The sequence below is a fragment of the Bacillus sp. K2I17 genome, assembly GCF_002209985.1.
Lineage (GTDB): Bacteria > Bacillota > Bacilli > Bacillales > Bacillaceae_G > Bacillus_A > Bacillus_A wiedmannii.
Genome location: NZ_NJGF01000050.1, coordinates 1 through 16,874 on the forward strand (window position 1 = coordinate 1; position 16,874 = coordinate 16,874).

The following is a 16,874-nucleotide window of genomic DNA, read 5'->3' on the forward strand; positions in this document are numbered from 1 at the left end:
GCCACACGTGCACTTTCTTCTTTATTCGCTTTTGTCACTGTTACGTACACTGTTCCACCTGTTGCTGTTAATAAATCTGTTTTCTCAATTGTTCCTTCTTTACCATTCTCTCCAACTGTTGTTGTAGCCAATGCCTTCTCTTCTTTAATCGCATTGTATATTTTCACAATATCTCCAGCTTCTAAATTACCAACTGAAATCGTATCTGTATCACCCGTTTTTTTATTTTCAACCTTAATAGCTGAAGTCGCTGGAGCTATCGATGGATTACCTGCCGCTAAAGCTGTGATAGATGGGGCTGTAGCGGAAAACATCAAAGCTGAACTCACACAAATACCCGTTAAAATTTTAGAATTTTTATTTTTTTTCATTATAATTCCTCCTGTTCTAATAGAACGATAATTAAATATTTTAATATTAACAGATTATATTATCTTACTTTTTTTAAAAATATGCTAGTAGATTTTTTTATTTTCAAGTACTTTTTCATCATAAAAATATATATTTAAAAGCAGTTATACTTAATTTAAAATATATAAACCAAACAAATAAGGTAATCAATCATATATATGAATTGACTACCTTACATTAATAGGAATACCAAATAATTACATATCTTTTTTTATAAAACTAACTTATCGACAAGACCAATTAACTCTTGAATATCCGGCTTACTTACTTGGGCGTTCGCACCAACAGCCTCACCTTTATGGAATAACTCATTCGTAATTAATGAAGAGAAAATAATGACAGGTAAACGATTCATTACTTCACTATCCTTAACCACTTTCGTTAAATGATGTCCATCCATTTTCGGCATTTCAATATCAGTAATTAGCAAGTGAATATGTTCAAACATTTTTTCGCCTTGCTCTTTCGCTAATTTTTCAATTTGTGCTAATGCTTCTGCACCATTGCTGAAGAAATTCATTTTCGTATATCCAGCTGATGATAATGTTTCTTCTAATATTTGACGAAGCATCGCTGAATCTTCTGCAATATAAATAACTTTTTCAGCTCGATCTGTTTTCTGTTCTAACCCTGCAAGTGATTTATTATCATAACCAGTACCACTAATTTCGCATACAATTTTCTCATAATCTAATAGTAAAATGATTTGCCCATCTAGCTTTACAATACCAGATGTCGTTTCTTCTAATCCCATAGATAATGAAGCTGGTTCATCAATTTGTTCCCACGAAATACGTTGAATACGATGCACTTCATCAACGCGGAAAATAACCTTCATTTGATTTAATTCTGAGATAATAAATTTCGTTTGATCAAGTGGCTTTGTCGATTTTAAATTAAGAGCCGTTGCTAAGTTAATAACAGGTAAAATTTCACCACGTACTTGAACAACACCTTCAACTGCATGATGAGATTCTGGCACAGTTGTAACAGGGAATGGATTAATGATTTCACGTACTTTCATTACGTTGATACTAAATAGGTTTTCACCAACAGTATATGTGACAATCTCTAATTCATTTGTTCCACTTTCTAATAAAATACTTTGTGCTTGTGACATAAAGGTGTCGCTCCCCTTCCATTAATTCCGCATATCTAATTATTAAGCTTTATTAAACCGAAAAAGTCAACTACCTATATAAAAATATAGATAGTTGAACGATTCATTTATCCCGCTATTTGCGGGTAGTAAAATCCCCACCTCAAAAATTGGCTAGAGAAAAGAAGTTAGGTAGGAGATCACATTCCCGTAAACGCCCGATTGGTTCACCTCATAATTAGTGGTGGATGAACATCCCCCACTAATTAAAGTTTCACTTTATTTAAAAAGACGCTTAATCTTGTATAAATGAAGCAATTGCCTCTAATAAAACTTCTTGCGCTCCCACAATTTCTGTCGGCAGTGCTTCCCATTTTTTCGAAAGTTCCGTTTCTACTCTTATTCTTAGCTCCGGATTCATTTCTTCTAACACATATTCTTTCGTCGCTATATCAACATCCAATAGCGCGAGTGCATATAATTCTGGATCATTTATTTTTTTAAATAATTGTTTCAATATAGCTGGTGCTATATGTTTTAATTTTTCAATATGAATTTCCTTATCCGAAAATAGTAACTCATATTGAATAAATGTAACATTTTCTTTAATCACTTTAAAATAGCAATTATTTTTTTTATCATTTACAAAATAACCGTTCGGATCTGCAATAATACTCTCTACTTTACGAATTAAATCCGGCAAACTACTCGCTGCCATTACAGTTCGCTGCTCAACCTCACTTGGCGAAATGAATGTAACGCGATACTTATTTTGCGCCATCCTCCTCACCTCTCCTTTTATAGAAATCTATCGTCACATACTATAGAAAAGCACCGGTCTGCCATAAAACGATTAACCATCCCAGTAACCTTCCATAGATCCATTTTTGCAACTACACTTCACTTACAACTTCTCAAACTACTCTAGTAGCTCCCCATATCTCTGTCCTTACACATCGATCGAGCACCCTCATAGTCACTGACCGCTTACCACATACCGCCATTTCCTCTCTCAAAACCTAAAAAAGGGCTTTTAAAAGCTTTTTAAGAGCTTTTCAACAACTCGATGTTATTGAACCAAAATGCAATCTGCTGATCCGTTATCCCTGATAGTGTAATAAAAAACTCACGGCATTTCATCTCGTCCTTAAACAGTTGATACTTCCATTCTCCTTCGCTACCAACACTTACGAAATAAAACTCATGAATACGGCCAATGATTGATTGCTTTTCACCAAATGAATATGCAGGTACTTGCTTAATTTCAAATTGATCAGGTAAATATATATGCTCTTCTCGTTCCATTTTTAACACTTGCTCTGCAAGTTCACGTTTATTTTCGAAAAAAGGCAATTGTAAAATTCGCTCTTGTCTTGTCGTCATACGAATAAAAAACCCTTTCTACTACATTACAATTTTACTTTATGATATATTATCGAATTAAGTTTACAACTTCATTTAATACTTCATCTGAAACTTTAATTACTTTCGCATTTCCTTGGAATCCACGTTGATAAAGCATTAAATCAACAAATTCTACGGATAAATCTACGTTTGAACTTTCTTTTGCTGATCCTCGTACATTACCTGCACCATTCTCACCAGCAACACCTATCCCCGGAATACCCGCTGATGGTGTCGCAACGTAATTTCCATTCCCAGTTTTCATTAATCCACCTGAATTCGGGAATGTAGCTACAGCTAGTTGTCCTACAACTTTCATACTACCATCCGAATATTTCATCATAACGAAACCACCGTCAGAAATAGAGTAGTCATTTGCGATTGCAGCTGGACGCCCCGTTACTTCTGTGGTAGAAATAGTTTTCCCTGTCGGATAATTTGTTAATCCGCTTAAATCAAGTGTTAGACCACTACCAAAAGGAATTTGAACAGATCCACCTTTAGTAATTTCACCAGTTACTGGATCTTTTTGTACAGCCTCATCTGTCTCCTTTAAATTTCCTAATGTATCAAATTTAAGATTTTTTTCGCCCGTCATGCCTTCGACAGGCTTAAATTCTTTTTCGTTTTTAGAATCATTCCTTACAGAAACTGTATATGTATATTCGCCTGGCACTGGCTTTTCAACTTCTTTACCATCTACAGTCTCTTTTGTAGTCTTTTGTTTAATATTTACACGTAACGTTAACGAGTTCCCTTCCGCATCAAAAACTGTGAATTCGTGAGATAATGCATTTTGGTTTCTAGGAAGGTTTCCGCCTATTGTCGCTTTATCTGTTTGAATCCCACCAACAGCTGATCCCATTGGAATATGAATTGGGCTTGGTCGTGAAGAAAAATCTACTTCTTGTGTTCCTGTTTTTACACCATAACCTAGTACATACTGTCCACCTGTATTTGTAACATAGCTATCTTTCGATACACCAAAAGACCCTTTTCTCGTATACTCTACATTTCCAGCATTACGATCACCAACTAAAAACAAACCGTTTCCTTCTATCGCTGTCTCCATCTTATCACTAGTTAAAGTAATAGAGCCATCACTAAAATCTGTAGATGTCCCACTGAACTTTACACCGTTACCAATACTCTTTGGATTAGTACCAGCATAGGCACCATCACCACGTGAACCAACCGTATTATTATATAGCAAATCATCAAAAATAGCTTTTTGCTTTTTATATCCAACTGTTTGTGCATTTGCAATATTATTTGAAGTAACACTTAATGCATTTTGTGCTGCATTCATCCCTGTAATACTTGTATATAACGCTTTAATCATAACCTTTGTACACTCCTTTTATTAATCTTGCTTAACCTCTTCATTTTTTTCTATATCATCTTTCTTCTCATCTTCCGGGTTAGTTTCTGTTATCGGTTTATCAGAAACCCTTTCTATGAAACGAAGTGAAACCACTTGATTATCAACAATAAGTTGCACATCGTTATTTTCAGCAAGTCGAACCGTTTCCACTTGACCAGTCACTTGCTTTCCGTTATTGCTTACACCTCTAACGTACTTTCCTAAAAACTTCATCCCTCCATCAAGAGCCGTCGAATACATCGTTGATTGCAGTTTATCTACTGCTTTCGTCATATTCTGTACTTGCTCCATAAGCGATAGCTGTGCTGTTTGGTTCATCATTTGGTTCATATCCATCGCATTAAACGGGTCTTGATGTTGAAAGCTTGCTAAGAAAAGTTTCAGGAAATCATCTTTATCCATAATACCGGGTGTTTTTTGAGTACTTGCTGATACTCCGTTTGCTTGTTGAGCTGTCGACTGTGCACCAGTAACAGATGCGTTTTTTGTTTGTGCTCCTGCTTGTAACGGAATATGATTTGTACTCGTTGTATTTAATCCAACTGTTGGCACGCTTTATTCCTCCAATAATCCCGCAAATTCTTTTGAATGTTGTTTTTCATGTTTCGTACTTGCTAATTTTTGTTTTTGTCTTTGCTCTTGTTCTCGCTGTTCTTTTCGATTTTCATCTTTATCTGAATAGCTAATTTGAATATTGATTTCTTTTTCTTTTAACTTCATTCTCAATTCATCAAAAATGATTTCAACACGTTTTTTCGCATCGTGTTTTTCCATTTCTACGTGAACATCAATTTGATCTCCATGTTTTTTCATAAACACCGTTAATGTACCAAGTTTTTCTGGATTTAACTGAAACAAAACACGCTCTTGTTTCACTACAAATTTTTGCAATGCTTCTACTTGCGCTTCCATTTTCTTTCCTAAATCAGGCAATGAAACTTTCTCAGCGCCACTATTTGATTTTCCTATTTGATCCGTACCCGTTGCTTTATTTAGCAACTCCGCACCCGTTGAACTCGAATCGTTTAACACATCACCTTCCGGCAACTCTATCTTCACATCATCGCCCTCAGCTTTTGGAAGATCTATATCTAAGTCTTTGGAATCTTCTTGTTTTTTTGCGATATTACAAGTTTCTGTTTCTACCACTTTCAATACTTGCATCGTTTGCTCCGGCATCGTCACTTTATCTAATGCCATTTGCATTGTTTCTTCTAAACATATAGCATTTTTGATATTCATATTTGAAAGCAGTTCTTGTAACTGTTGTAATTCATTGGCGGGTAATTCATTAAGTTTTATATTTCCATATTCTTTATACAGCTCTTGTATTTTTTGTATGTATTGATATAACAATTCTGGCTGCACACGTAATTGCTCAATTGCAACCATTTGCTCAGATACAGCTAATAACAACTGTTCTGTCTCTTTTTTTTCTTCTTTCTTTACAATTGGCTCTTCTTTCGTTACTGATTGTTTAGAAAGAATATATTCTTTTTTTTCTTCTTTTGGTGCTTCTTCTCGTTTCATTTTCTCCGTTTTCGGCTGCTTTTTATTTTCCATTCTCATCGTACGATCGAATGAAGAATCTTCACTTTTTGATTGTACTTCTAGCCCTTTTTCTTTTTGCGGAGGTAAACTTTGTTGCACCGGTAATACAGACTGTATCACTATATTCACCTCATCCATTCATACACATTTTCAAATCAAGAAGCATTTTTTCTTCCTGCTTTTCTCGTACTTTTGCAAGCTTTTTACAATCTTCTTGATACATCTCATCAATGACACGTTCTTTTTCTTTTACTTGCTCTAAAAGGCTTTCATTTTTTTGAATAAAATCTTCCGTTTTTTTAATTTTCCGATTCCATTCTTCTATTCTTTCAGGTGAAAACGTATGTGACGAAAGCATACCGGCCATTATACGCTGCCCAGTTTGTACGACTTTACTACGCGATTTTACTACATATAAATCATATTCTTTTTTTTGTTCTATTTTTCTTTTTTCACCTGTTAATTCATACACTTCTTTCAAAATCTGTTCTTTTTCTTGATTTATTTGCAATTTTATCGTGTCGTACTGCTGCTTATCCACCTGTTTGCATAGCCCCTTCCTATTATAACGTTCTCTTTTTCTATTATATAGTTTTTTTCCAAAAAAATCTGTGAAATATTAAAAAACAAAAAAATAAGACCTCTTGGGTAGAGGTCTTATACTATATGGTGCATCGCTTCAACAATATCATCAAATTGGAAACGATCTGATCGACCTTGTTTTAAAAACGTATTTATACCTTCTACTTTGTTTTTACATTCAAAAATATAAGCATTTTCTGCATTTTCTTGAATCGTTCCTAATTTAAAATACAATTCATTTTCTTTATAAACAGATAAGATTTTTCTCATTTCATTTGCAAGTTGCCAATGAGTTGGCGAAACGATTTCTTCCATAATCCTACTCACTGAGTCTAGCACTGAAATAGCAGGGTAATGACTAAGTGTTGCAAGCTCACGTTTTAATACAATATGTCCATCTAAAATACCACGCGCTAAATCTGGTACAGGGCCGTTTAAATCGTCTCCATCAACGAGTACGGTATAAATACCTGTTATGGATCCCTTTTGTGTTTTTCCAGAGCGCTCTAACAGCTTCTTCATATAGCTTTCCATTAAGAGTGTTTTACCACCGATCGGCAACTCTTTAACGGCAATATCAACACTTCTACGCGCATCAGCAAAACGAGTAACAGAGTCCATCATAAGTAGTACGTTATTACCTTGATCACGGAAATATTCAGCAATAGACGTTGCAAGTTTCGCTGCACGAAGTTGCATTAGGTGACTTTCATCTGACGTCGCTACAACAACGACGCTTTTTCGCATTCCTTCTTCACCTAATTCTTTTCGAATAAAGTCTTTTACTTCTCGGCCACGTTCTCCTACTAAACTAATAACATTAATGTCAGCTTTTGCGTTTTTCGCAATCATTCCGAGTAAAGTAGATTTACCAACACCAGACCCAGCGAAAATACCAATCTTTTGACCGATACCAATTGTTAGCATAGAATCAATGGACTTTATTCCCGTTTCAAATACATCAGTAATCTCTTCACGCTCAAATGCATGGATAGGGGGGGCATCTAATTTTATTTTCTGTAGTGGAATATTTTCAGCGTTCTCATTTAACACTTCACCATTCGCACTTAACACCTTTCCAAGTAAATGATCACCACGAGGTACAACAACATCTTCTGCAATTAATGTAACGGAATCCCCGTAACATACTTTTTCTGTCTGTCCAAATGGGAGTAACATATTATTCTCTTTTTCAATCGCAATTACTTCACATAAAACATTATGTTCTCCAACGAAACAAACATCGCCAATTTTCGCTTTCGGTCCTTTCGCTACGAAAAACTGTTCTTGTACACTATGAACTTTACCAATTTTCGTATAAAACGGTGTTTCGATAAACGTATTCCACTTATTCTGTTCATTTATGAGCTTGTTGTTCATACATTTTGCTCCTCAAACAACTTCTCTTCTTCCCATTTCTGACGAAGTTTCGCAAATATAGGTGCAAACTTAAATTCAAAAAACTCTTTCTCTTCCTCCAAAACAAATTCACCGAACTGCAGGGAGAAATCATATTTCCATTCTACTAATTGTAGTAACCAATACTCTTTCGTATTTTCCTTCTCTTCTTGAATACGTTCAAATGTTTCTGGGTGTACGGTAATGATTAATTTTTCAAACGAAGTAGGCAACGTTTGAACGATACCAGTTAAAATGGGTAACACATCAAGCAATCGTGAATCTACTGCTTGATTCACGATTTTTTCTGCTAGATGAAAAGATTGATCCCATAATAACTCTGTCCATTCATATGCTGTTTCTTGTTGTTCTTGTTGAAACTGCATACGCGCTACTTCCATCTGTTCCATTTGTTCATGAATATGCGTTTGAAATTGCTCTTTATCTTGCAATAGCTGTTGACGCTCTCGTTCTAGCATTTGCTGTTCTTGCCTTAGTTGATTCAGCTCAATATGTAATGATTGTTGCTGTGCAAGAAGCTCTTCATGGTCCACCTGTATTTCTTCTTCTACTTGAACTGGTATTGGTTTTGGAAATTGTAATTCATACGTTTCTTCAGAAAAAGAAACAGAATTCTTCGGAATTCTGTTTTTAAATAAGGACATCATCTTCACCTCTTTGAACGATAATTCTTCCTTCCTTCTCTAGCTTTTTCACTGTGCCTGTAATCGTTTGCTGTGCCTTTTCAGCATCCGTCATCTTAAGCGGTCCTAAGCCATCTAATTCTTCTAGAATCATCTCTTTACGGTTTGAAGACATACATGTAAATAATTTCTCTTTAATCTCTTCTTTTGCAATTTTAAGTGCTTTCGCAATAACACCGTTATCTGTAATTTCTTCTAATACACGACGAAGTGCAAGAGCTTCAAGTCCGAGTAAGTCTTCAAATACAAACATGTTTTCTTTAATTTTCTCAGATAGCTCATAATCCATTTCATCCAGCTTTTGAAAGACTGTTTTTTCAACACCTCGTGAAACATTATTTAAAATGTTTACTATTGTTTTCAAGCCATCTGTTTTATTAATTGCATTAAATGCCATATTATTTAATTTTGATTTTAATAAATCACCAATTTGATTTATTAATTCACCATCTACTTGTTCTAGTTTCGCAATACCCATTACCGTTTCTACTCGCTTATGATCTGGTAGTCTCTCAATTAATTGAGAAGCGAGCTGCGGTTTAATATAAGAAGCGATAATCGCAATCGTTTGTGGCGATTCATCATTAAGTACAGTAAGAAGTGGTTCTAAATCTGCAAGTGAATTTAAGAATTCAAACGGATTATCTTTGTTATACCAAAGATCTTCCAATAATTTTTCCAGTTCGTCTTCTGGCATATTTTTAAATATGCGACGAATATATTCTTTATCTGGAGTCACTAGGTTCAATTCTTTTACATTTAATTCATACAAGAACTCTCCTAGTACATTTTCTAACGTTTCTGGTTTATATACACGAAATTTCGCGATTTCACGAAGTAATACTTCTTTTTCCTCAGCCGTCATATATTCAATGACTTTTGCTGCCACCCCTTCTTCTAATGTACGAATAAGGATGGCAGCTTTTTCTTTGGAGGAGATTTCATCTAACATCGTTGTTCCTCCCTTACTGTCCATTTAACCATTTTTTAATTACTTTTGCAGTACCTTCTACATGTTCTTTCGTAGCATCATGCACTTGTTCATCTAACGTCGGTTCTTTCGGTTCTTCTGGTTCTGGTTTTGGCTCTGGTACTATTTTTTCTTCAGGAATTTCCATGATACTTTCATTACTTGCAGCAATTTCCTCTTCTGCTAAGTATTCTTCATATTCCTCTTCTTCTTTCTTTCTCTTACGTCTTGCTAAGAAGAACCATACTAGACCACCAATCGCTAATAAACCAGCTGGAATCCCACCGAATAACCACCAGTTTATGCCGCTTTCTTCTGGTTCTTTCTTCTTCTCTTCTTTCGGCTGATCAAACTGAACAGTTACAACGTTAACTTGACCGTTTGTAAAGTTTCCATTCGGATCAGCTTGAAGCCCAGCAGCTGTGCCGATTGCTTCTTTGAAAGTAGTCATATCTATTTTTCGTTTTACTAACGTATCATTATCTACCCATACAACAACATTTGTTTTCGTTAATTCTGGATGTTTTTTAATTGTTTCAACTGTTTTATCTATTTCATAGTTTTCAATTTTGTTACCATTTTTATTATCGTAGACAACTTTACCGTTTTGATTATTGTTCGTACCGTAGTTTGGCACTTCACCGTTCGCTGTAATACCAGCACCTTGCTTCGTATCTGCTCCTTCTTGCGCAGTAGAGCTTTCCTCTTGCTCTTGTTTACTACGAAGTACACCTTTATCGCCATATTTTTCGGACTGACGTGTAACTTCATCGTAGTTTACAGACACTTTCGTATTCACTTTATATTCATTTGACTTAAACATCGTCATTAACGTTGCGTCAATATCTTGTTTTAATTTACCTTCAATTTGATGCTGCATCTCTACTTCTTTTTCATAAGAAGAGGAACTGTTAGAATGCGCTTCATCTGCTCCTTTTGAGATGATACCTTTTTTACTATCAATCACACTTACTTCTTCTGCTTTCACACCAGGAACTGCCGCACTAATCATTTGCTGTATACCCGCAACTTGATCAGCAGTTAATAGTTGACCACGCTTCACTCCAACCGTAATCGCAGCTGTGCCTTTTGCTTTTTCTTCATCAAAAATCGTCTCTTTTTCAGGTAATGTAATTTGAACATTCGCCGTTTCAACTGTCGCAAAGTTTCTTACAATATCTTGCTCCAATTGCTTTTTCGTACCGACAATTTGTTTCATTTTTTTATCTTGCTCACTTGAACCGAGCGAGCTTTCTAATAAAATTTCCTCACCGCTTTTAGAATTAAACGGTAAGCCCATCCCATTCATTTCTTTTCGAACCCATGGAGCATCATTCTTTTGCACACGAATCGAACCATCGGCCGCTAATTGATAATCGACACCTAACTTCGATAATTCTGCTGTAATCTCTTGCTTATCTGTATCATTTAAATTTTGATATACAACAACATATTTATCTGGCAAGGTGAAGTATAAAAGTGCTCCTGTTACAATCGCTAAAAGCGCAGCACCGATTACTAACTTATGCCACGTTTTTAATGATTGGATAACATTTTTTATCTTTTCCATTTAAACACACCCGTCCACTTTCCTAAATTTGCATATTAATTAGTGACTTATAATTTTCGATAAGATTATCACGTACGAGAGCAGCCGTTTTCATTTGGGACTCTGCCTTCTTCTGCTGAATTAAAACTTCATGCGTTTCCCCTACCCCTTTAGTTAGTAAATCGTATACTGCTGTTTGCGCATTGTTTTGCGTTTGATTCATATCTTCCAATAAATCAATAAACTTTTTCCCCTCAACTACAGATGTTTGAGACGTTTTCGGTGCACCAATTGACTGAATTGCTCCAAATGGTTGCGTATTTAACATTGGTTGGATTTTCATATTACTATATTCCCCCTTATCCTCTGCCAATTTCTAAATCTTTATCAAGCATTTTTTTATTCGCATTTAATACACTTGTATTCGCTTCGTACATTTTTTGGGCAACCATTACATTCGTCATTTCAGCAGTCACATCAATATTTGGATAGCGTACATATCCTTCTTCATTTGCATGCGGATGTGTTGGATCATACACTAAGTTTTCAGTTTTATCTGCTTCAATACTTTTTATTTTTACTCCATTTGTAGGAGACCCCTCTAACATATTTGCAAAACTATTGTTTGATTCTAGCACTACACTACGACGCTCATATAAATTCGCCCCCGGAGCAGCCGTTGTATTTGCATTTACAATATTGTTAGAAGTAACTTCCATCCACTTTCTCGCTGTCGTTAGCCCTGAGCCACTTGCATTAATTGCCTGAAACATCGTTGTCTCTCCTTCTACTTTTAACGTCCGCGTGCCGCTTGGTTAATTGCATATTGTGTATTAATCGCGTTAATTGAAATACCGTATAACTGATTTGCTTTCATTAAATCTAGCATTTCCGTCGTTACATCCACACTATTTCCATCTTGATTCGTTTGCATTGATTTCGTTTGAATCTTTGCATATGTATTTTTCATATTTACTGTCGGTAAGTGCATTTCATTCGTTTGATATAAATCTGGATTGCTCTTTAAATCAGCCGCATTGTTCTTATATAACGCACTACTCTTACTCATCTGCTCAGCAAATGTTACATCTTGTGCTTTATAGCCAGGCGTATTCGCATTTGCAATATTACTAGAAACAGTATTTCGTTTCGTCACTAAATAATTCATATAGTGGCTTACATCACTCACTAAATCTGGCATATTCCACACCCTTCCTTTTCTACCTTAATGATCCACTGATGGAAGTTTCACTTCATTGTTTATTTTCTTATATGTATTTATTAAAATATTTACTATTATGTACCCTTACATATTTTATTCCATTTTTCCATTGTTGTCTTTAGAAAAATACAAAAATATAAAAAAGAATACAAAAAAATGTATACACGTAGTAATCCATGAAATATTTCGATATATGAAATACAAATCAAAGTCAATTTTTATATTATTTAGATTATTTCCTCATTACAGGCATAAAGTGAAACCTCAATCAGCGGAACTCTTTATTTAAACAAGGAATGGATTCCCTTTTAAAAAGGGGAATCCGTTTCCATACTTTATCATTAATATTTACCATAAAATGAATTAGCTTTCATTCGCCCATCATTTTCCATAATCATTTCTTCCAAAATCTTTTGCTTATCTCGAATATGCTGCGCTGCCTTAATAATCCATGGGGTAACTTCCATTGCAACTTGCGTGCGCGTTTCTTCATCCAATGTCATCATCCAACGATTTAACATCTCACTTTTCTCAGCAAATTCTTCATCCGACACTTGCAATTCACCGATTTCATTAAAACAGCCGACAAACGTCCGATAAATATCATTGTTCATTTTCAAGTGCTCCGCGGTAACCGTCTATTAAATCTTGTAACACTTTCACAATCGCATCCATATCTTTTGCTTCACGTGTTACTTTCATCGTTTGAATTTGAATGCTAATCCAATCGTATAAGCCATATAAGCTATCATATAAATCTTTCGTAATTTCAGGATTTAATTGAAGCTTTAATTCTTCAAATATACGTTCTAACTTTTCAAGAAGGTCGTCTCCTTCTTGAAGTTTAAATGTATTTAAAAGTTCTTCTAATTTACGAAACTCTACGATACATCTTTCATAAATAAATATTGTATTTTTAATCGGATTACTCGTCATAATATCGTTTTGCATATAACGTTGCCATGCTTGCATATAATCACTTCCTCAGCTTTCATTAATCATCACTTTTTGTTTTTGTCATTGCTTTGATTGTCTGCAGCTGACTATCAAGCAATGCTAGCTGGCTTTCCAACTTTGCATATTTATCAATAATTGATTCTTGTTTTTTCTTATTAATTATATCAATATCTTGAATTTTTCTCTCTAAATCAGTTACTTGCTTTTCAATACTTTTAGAGCGTTTTCCAATAATCCCTTCATCTCCAAAGATTCCCTCGAGTTTTTTATCTATATCATGACCAATGCCATTAAAACCAAAGAAAAATTGTTTTGTAGATTCTGGATTCTCTTTAAAAGCTATTTTCAATTTCTCTTCATCCAGAGTCATATTTCCTGTTTTATCAATTTGAATTCCAAAAGAAAATAAATACTTATCATCTTGGGAAAATCTAAAAATGCTTGTCATTGCATTACTGATAGCAAATGAAACATTATTCCCTTGCATTACTCCATTTTCACCAGAAAACAAATCTAAACTTTTAACAGCGTTATTATACTCATCTTTCATTTTTTTGATTAAATCTATCGAATTTTTTATATCTGAATCTTCGATAGTTAATTTAATTGGCTCTGTAGTTACCTTTTCTAAGTTAATAGTTAATCCTGGAATTGTATCAATCTTATTTGTTTTACTAGTTCCTTTAATTCCATTTATTGTATATTCTGCACTTACTGCCCCTGTCACTTGATGTGCAATAGCATTCGTTCCATCCGTATTTTTCGCAGAAGTAACCAGTCCTATATTTTGTAAAAAACCATTGGCACCATCCGTTAATTTCAGCTCTCCCTCTTTTCCTGCAATAGTAGATGTGAAAAATAGTTGATCCCCTAATGTGTATACGGATACACCATAATTTCCATTATTAATTTTATTGACAAGATCTTTATACGTCATATCTTCCGAAATTTTAACTTCTTTTCCATTTATCTGAAATACATCATCTACTCCAAGCTTTAAATCTAAACTGAATTTTTGCTCCGTACCTTCAGGAGTTTTTGGGGGAGTAAGTGGAGCTGTAGTTATTTGATGCCTTTCTGCTACTCGCTCTACTGTAATTGTGTATGTTCCAGGAATTGCAGCAGCATCCGCCTGTGCTGTCATAAAACCATCTTTGGATAGAGTTGTTTTCTTTTCATCACCTTTAAATGTGTTTAAATCTTTGAATACTTGCACAAAATTTGCAAACTCTTTTTTCATGCTCGCATACACTTTGTTTTCATTTGTTAACGTTTGTTTTTGTGTAGTATATGGTGATTTTTTCATTTCCAATGCTTGTAACTCTAAATCTACTAACTTCTTTGTATCTATCATGTTATTTCCTAAATTCCATATTTGCTGTCTGTCACCATAATTAGATATTGTCCCTGCCATATTTTTCACTCCTTATCATTTACATGTAATCTAAAATACTCGTTTTACTCATCGTACTAACAGCTTTAAGCGTTGCCTCATACGTTGCGTTTATATAAGCTAAATCAGAAATTGCGACCGCTAAATCAACATCCTCAATTTCTTTACGGTTTTCTTGAAGTGCTACATTTTGCTCGCTTAAAATTGTTTTAAACGTCTCCATTGTGTTCATTGTCGAACCAACTTCAGTTGTACGATTAATGATGCCATCTAAGTTTTGCTTATTTCCTTCTAATAACGGTTTTAACGCTTTTGGGTCACCGTTTTGCATCGCTTCACTCATCTGTTTTAACGTTTTTATAACTGGGGATAATAATGCTTCTCCGTTACGGAACGCTTTGAATCCATAACCGTCATTTAGTTGCCAGTTCACATCATTTTCTCCACCTTGATACGTACCATCTTCTGTAAATGGTGGCTTCTCTGCACTATCACCACCGAAAATATAACGACCTTGCTCTTTCGTATTTGCTAAATATACGACCTGTTTTAAAATTTGATCTATCTCTGCACCGATTGCCTTCAATTCTTTTTCACTATTCGTTCCATTTAACGCCTGAACTGTTAATTGATCTGCTCTTGTTAAAGATTTAAAAACACCTTGTAAAGTATTTTCAGTTTGTGTTAATACATTTTTCGAATCCGCTAAATCTTTTTGCATTTGTTCAATATTCGCCAATGAATGTTGAATCGCAAATGATTTACTTGCCGCAAGTGGATCTTCACTCATAAAAAGGTTTTTCTTCCCTGAAGTCACTTGATTTCGGTGGTATTGTTGTTGCACATTCAAATCCATTAACTGATTCTTTGCCCAGCTTGCATTTTGAAATGTAGATACTCTCATTTCTATCTCCTCCTTATATATTTTCAATCAATTACTATCACTTATCGAATAATCGAAAATAGACTATCAAACACTTCATTCATCGTAGTAATAGCTTTAGAGTTTGCAACGAAATATTTTTGGAAGGCCATTAAATTAACCATTTCCTCTTCCATATTAACGCCTTCAACACCCATTTTTTCTTGCTGAATCCCCTCTAATAAATCCCCATGAATTTTTTGATAAGCATTCACCGCACTTTTATCAGATGCAACACCAACTACGAATTGGTCTAATGCTTGTTTATAAGAAAGACCTTCTTTATACTTTCCATCTGTAATTGCTGCTAGTTTATTTGCTGTTTCAGCTGATATTTTCATTTTCGAAACATCTTTTGCAAATTCAGGGTTTAATTTCATATCTTTCGCTTGATCTTCCACAAAGAACTCTTTTCCCATTTCTGTGTTCACTTCATTCTTTACAGAAATCATTAATTCTTCAAGGTTTTTCTTATAACTAGCAATCTTCGCTTTCGTATCGATCGCTGATTGGATTGCTCCACTAGTTAAAGGAATTTCCGAACCGTAAATTTCAGCAGTCATTGGTTCTTTTTCTTTATTTAATTGAAGTGGATATGTATCTTGTCCATTTACTGTTAAAACACCATTCATTCTAACACTCGCGATATTAGGATTCATAGATTCATAAGACACTTCTATATTTGCATACTTAGACATTTCTGTAATGATACGATCACGTTCATCCAAAAGTTGATTTGGCACTTGTGTACCTGCTTGTCCAATTTTTTTATTCGCTTCCGCTAAGCTGCCAGCAAGACGATTAAATTCATTGACATGCGCTTCAATATCTTCTGTCGTTTGTGCTTCTGCTGTATCTAAGCCTTTCGCTAGACGATTTACTTGACTTGTAAACTTCCCAGTTTCAGAAATTAATGTATCATAGTAATTTGGTTGTTCTGGATTTTTTGCAACTTCACGAAAGGCATTGAAGAAGCCATCCATTAAACTAGATAATGAATTCTTCCCTGTCGTTCCAACCATAGATTCTACACGTGATAAAGTCGAATTCATGTAGTTATAGTAAGAGAGTTGAGATAATTGATCGTTAAACTGTTTCGTCTTCACTTCATCTGTAATACGGTCAACGCCTAACGTTTGTACACCGTAACCTATTTTTTGTTCCGGTGAATAGCCCTGACTTGCCCCAGCCGATCCGTAATTCACCATTTGACGCACATAACCAGGCGTATGAATGTTAGATAAATTTTGTTTCGTCGTTTGTAATCCCATTTGTGCCGCTAATAAACCCGATAGCGGCGTATTATAATCAGATAATCTCATAATGTT

Annotated in this window: 19 protein-coding genes and 1 pseudogene; all 20 read right to left on the reverse strand. The window is 34.8% G+C overall.

Annotated elements, in window-relative coordinates:
* Window positions 1-371 (reverse strand): annotated as a pseudogene (locus CER22_RS28000) (hypothetical protein); the annotation flags it as partial.
* Window positions 372-622: 251 nt separating this feature from the next.
* Entirely contained in the window at window positions 623-1,531 is a 909-nt protein-coding gene (locus CER22_RS28005; protein ID WP_000075958.1) for a chemotaxis protein, read from the reverse strand.
* Between the two features lie 274 nt (window positions 1,532-1,805).
* Entirely contained in the window at window positions 1,806-2,291 is a 486-nt protein-coding gene (locus tag CER22_RS28010) for a LysR family transcriptional regulator (RefSeq protein ID WP_088610167.1), read from the reverse strand.
* Between the two features lie 263 nt (window positions 2,292-2,554).
* Entirely contained in the window at window positions 2,555-2,893 is a 339-nt protein-coding gene (locus CER22_RS28015) for a DUF3964 family protein (protein WP_000213334.1), read from the reverse strand.
* A gap of 49 nt (window positions 2,894-2,942) precedes the next feature.
* The gene (gene flgE / locus CER22_RS28020; RefSeq protein ID WP_088610168.1) at window positions 2,943-4,256 is read right to left on the reverse strand and encodes a flagellar hook protein FlgE; all 1,314 of its coding nucleotides are present in this window, start codon (window positions 4,254-4,256) and stop codon (window positions 2,943-2,945) included.
* Between the two features lie 21 nt (window positions 4,257-4,277).
* Window positions 4,278-4,850, reverse strand: coding sequence for a flagellar hook assembly protein FlgD (locus CER22_RS28025; protein WP_001143483.1), 573 nt, complete (start codon window positions 4,848-4,850; stop codon window positions 4,278-4,280).
* 3 nt (window positions 4,851-4,853) lie between these two features.
* Window positions 4,854-5,969, reverse strand: coding sequence for a flagellar hook-length control protein FliK (locus tag CER22_RS28030; RefSeq protein ID WP_142293587.1), 1,116 nt, complete (start codon window positions 5,967-5,969; stop codon window positions 4,854-4,856).
* A gap of 10 nt (window positions 5,970-5,979) precedes the next feature.
* Window positions 5,980-6,390, reverse strand: coding sequence for a cytoplasmic protein (locus tag CER22_RS28035; protein WP_088610170.1), 411 nt, complete (start codon window positions 6,388-6,390; stop codon window positions 5,980-5,982).
* A gap of 116 nt (window positions 6,391-6,506) precedes the next feature.
* Complete coding sequence (gene fliI, locus CER22_RS28040; RefSeq protein WP_088610171.1) at window positions 6,507-7,811, reverse strand: flagellar protein export ATPase FliI; 1,305 nt, start codon at window positions 7,809-7,811, stop codon at window positions 6,507-6,509.
* On the reverse strand, window positions 7,808-8,494 hold the full coding sequence (locus CER22_RS28045; protein ID WP_088610172.1) for a FliH/SctL family protein: 687 nt from the start codon (window positions 8,492-8,494) through the stop codon (window positions 7,808-7,810). The genes fliI and CER22_RS28045 overlap by 4 nt, the downstream gene beginning before the upstream one ends.
* On the reverse strand, window positions 8,481-9,485 hold the full coding sequence (locus tag CER22_RS28050; protein WP_048561266.1) for a flagellar motor switch protein FliG: 1,005 nt from the start codon (window positions 9,483-9,485) through the stop codon (window positions 8,481-8,483). The genes CER22_RS28045 and CER22_RS28050 overlap by 14 nt, the downstream gene beginning before the upstream one ends.
* A 13-nt stretch (window positions 9,486-9,498) precedes the next feature.
* Complete coding sequence (fliF, locus tag CER22_RS28055) at window positions 9,499-11,073, reverse strand: flagellar basal-body MS-ring/collar protein FliF (RefSeq protein ID WP_088610173.1); 1,575 nt, start codon at window positions 11,071-11,073, stop codon at window positions 9,499-9,501.
* Between the two features lie 22 nt (window positions 11,074-11,095).
* Complete coding sequence (gene fliE, locus CER22_RS28060) at window positions 11,096-11,395, reverse strand: flagellar hook-basal body complex protein FliE (RefSeq protein WP_000701683.1); 300 nt, start codon at window positions 11,393-11,395, stop codon at window positions 11,096-11,098.
* Between the two features lie 16 nt (window positions 11,396-11,411).
* On the reverse strand, window positions 11,412-11,825 hold the full coding sequence (gene flgC / locus CER22_RS28065; RefSeq protein ID WP_060489730.1) for a flagellar basal body rod protein FlgC: 414 nt from the start codon (window positions 11,823-11,825) through the stop codon (window positions 11,412-11,414).
* 20 nt (window positions 11,826-11,845) lie between these two features.
* The gene (gene flgB, locus CER22_RS28070) at window positions 11,846-12,253 is read right to left on the reverse strand and encodes a flagellar basal body rod protein FlgB (RefSeq protein ID WP_001113113.1); all 408 of its coding nucleotides are present in this window, start codon (window positions 12,251-12,253) and stop codon (window positions 11,846-11,848) included.
* A gap of 362 nt (window positions 12,254-12,615) precedes the next feature.
* Window positions 12,616-12,888 carry a flagellar biosynthesis protein FlgG gene (locus tag CER22_RS28075; RefSeq protein ID WP_142293588.1) on the reverse strand — a complete coding sequence of 91 codons (273 nt, stop codon included), beginning with the start codon at window positions 12,886-12,888 and terminating at the stop codon, window positions 12,616-12,618.
* A complete protein-coding gene (locus CER22_RS28080; RefSeq protein ID WP_088610175.1) occupies window positions 12,878-13,246 on the reverse strand; it encodes a flagellar export chaperone FliS in 369 nt (122 codons plus the stop codon). The genes CER22_RS28075 and CER22_RS28080 overlap by 11 nt, the downstream gene beginning before the upstream one ends.
* Window positions 13,247-13,268: 22 nt before the next feature.
* Window positions 13,269-14,645 (reverse strand): flagellar hook-associated protein 2, encoded by a 1,377-nt coding sequence (locus tag CER22_RS28085; RefSeq protein WP_088610176.1) that lies wholly within the window; start codon window positions 14,643-14,645, stop codon window positions 13,269-13,271.
* A 19-nt stretch (window positions 14,646-14,664) separates the two neighbouring features.
* On the reverse strand, window positions 14,665-15,528 hold the full coding sequence (locus tag CER22_RS28090; RefSeq protein ID WP_088610177.1) for a flagellar hook-associated protein 3: 864 nt from the start codon (window positions 15,526-15,528) through the stop codon (window positions 14,665-14,667).
* Between the two features lie 41 nt (window positions 15,529-15,569).
* Window positions 15,570-16,868, reverse strand: a complete 1,299-nt coding sequence (flgK, locus tag CER22_RS28095; RefSeq protein ID WP_088610178.1) for a flagellar hook-associated protein FlgK — start codon at window positions 16,866-16,868, stop codon at window positions 15,570-15,572.
* Between the last annotated feature and the right edge of the window lie 6 nt (window positions 16,869-16,874).

Excerpts from the sequence above, each read along its gene's own strand:
- CER22_RS28005 (WP_000075958.1), bottom strand. The coding sequence starts at position 1,531 with ATGTCACAAGCACAAAGTATTTTATTAGAAAGTGGAACAAATGAATTA.
- CER22_RS28010 (WP_088610167.1), bottom strand. The coding sequence starts at position 2,291 with ATGGCGCAAAATAAGTATCGCGTTACATTCATTTCGCCAAGTGAGGTT.
- CER22_RS28015 (WP_000213334.1), bottom strand. The coding sequence starts at position 2,893 with ATGACGACAAGACAAGAGCGAATTTTACAATTGCCTTTTTTCGAAAAT.
- flgE (WP_088610168.1), bottom strand. The coding sequence starts at position 4,256 with ATGATTAAAGCGTTATATACAAGTATTACAGGGATGAATGCAGCACAA.
- fliI (WP_088610171.1), bottom strand. The coding sequence starts at position 7,811 with ATGAACAACAAGCTCATAAATGAACAGAATAAGTGGAATACGTTTATC.
- CER22_RS28045 (WP_088610172.1), bottom strand. The coding sequence starts at position 8,494 with ATGTCCTTATTTAAAAACAGAATTCCGAAGAATTCTGTTTCTTTTTCT.
- CER22_RS28050 (WP_048561266.1), bottom strand. The coding sequence starts at position 9,485 with ATGTTAGATGAAATCTCCTCCAAAGAAAAAGCTGCCATCCTTATTCGT.
- fliF (WP_088610173.1), bottom strand. The coding sequence starts at position 11,073 with ATGGAAAAGATAAAAAATGTTATCCAATCATTAAAAACGTGGCATAAG.
- fliE (WP_000701683.1), bottom strand. The coding sequence starts at position 11,395 with ATGAAAATCCAACCAATGTTAAATACGCAACCATTTGGAGCAATTCAG.
- flgC (WP_060489730.1), bottom strand. The coding sequence starts at position 11,825 with ATGTTTCAGGCAATTAATGCAAGTGGCTCAGGGCTAACGACAGCGAGA.
- flgB (WP_001113113.1), bottom strand. The coding sequence starts at position 12,253 with ATGCCAGATTTAGTGAGTGATGTAAGCCACTATATGAATTATTTAGTG.
- CER22_RS28075 (WP_142293588.1), bottom strand. The coding sequence starts at position 12,888 with ATGAACAATGATATTTATCGGACGTTTGTCGGCTGTTTTAATGAAATC.
- CER22_RS28080 (WP_088610175.1), bottom strand. The coding sequence starts at position 13,246 with ATGCAAGCATGGCAACGTTATATGCAAAACGATATTATGACGAGTAAT.
- CER22_RS28085 (WP_088610176.1), bottom strand. The coding sequence starts at position 14,645 with ATGGCAGGGACAATATCTAATTATGGTGACAGACAGCAAATATGGAAT.
- CER22_RS28090 (WP_088610177.1), bottom strand. The coding sequence starts at position 15,528 with ATGAGAGTATCTACATTTCAAAATGCAAGCTGGGCAAAGAATCAGTTA.
- flgK (WP_088610178.1), bottom strand. The coding sequence starts at position 16,868 with ATGAGATTATCTGATTATAATACGCCGCTATCGGGTTTATTAGCGGCA.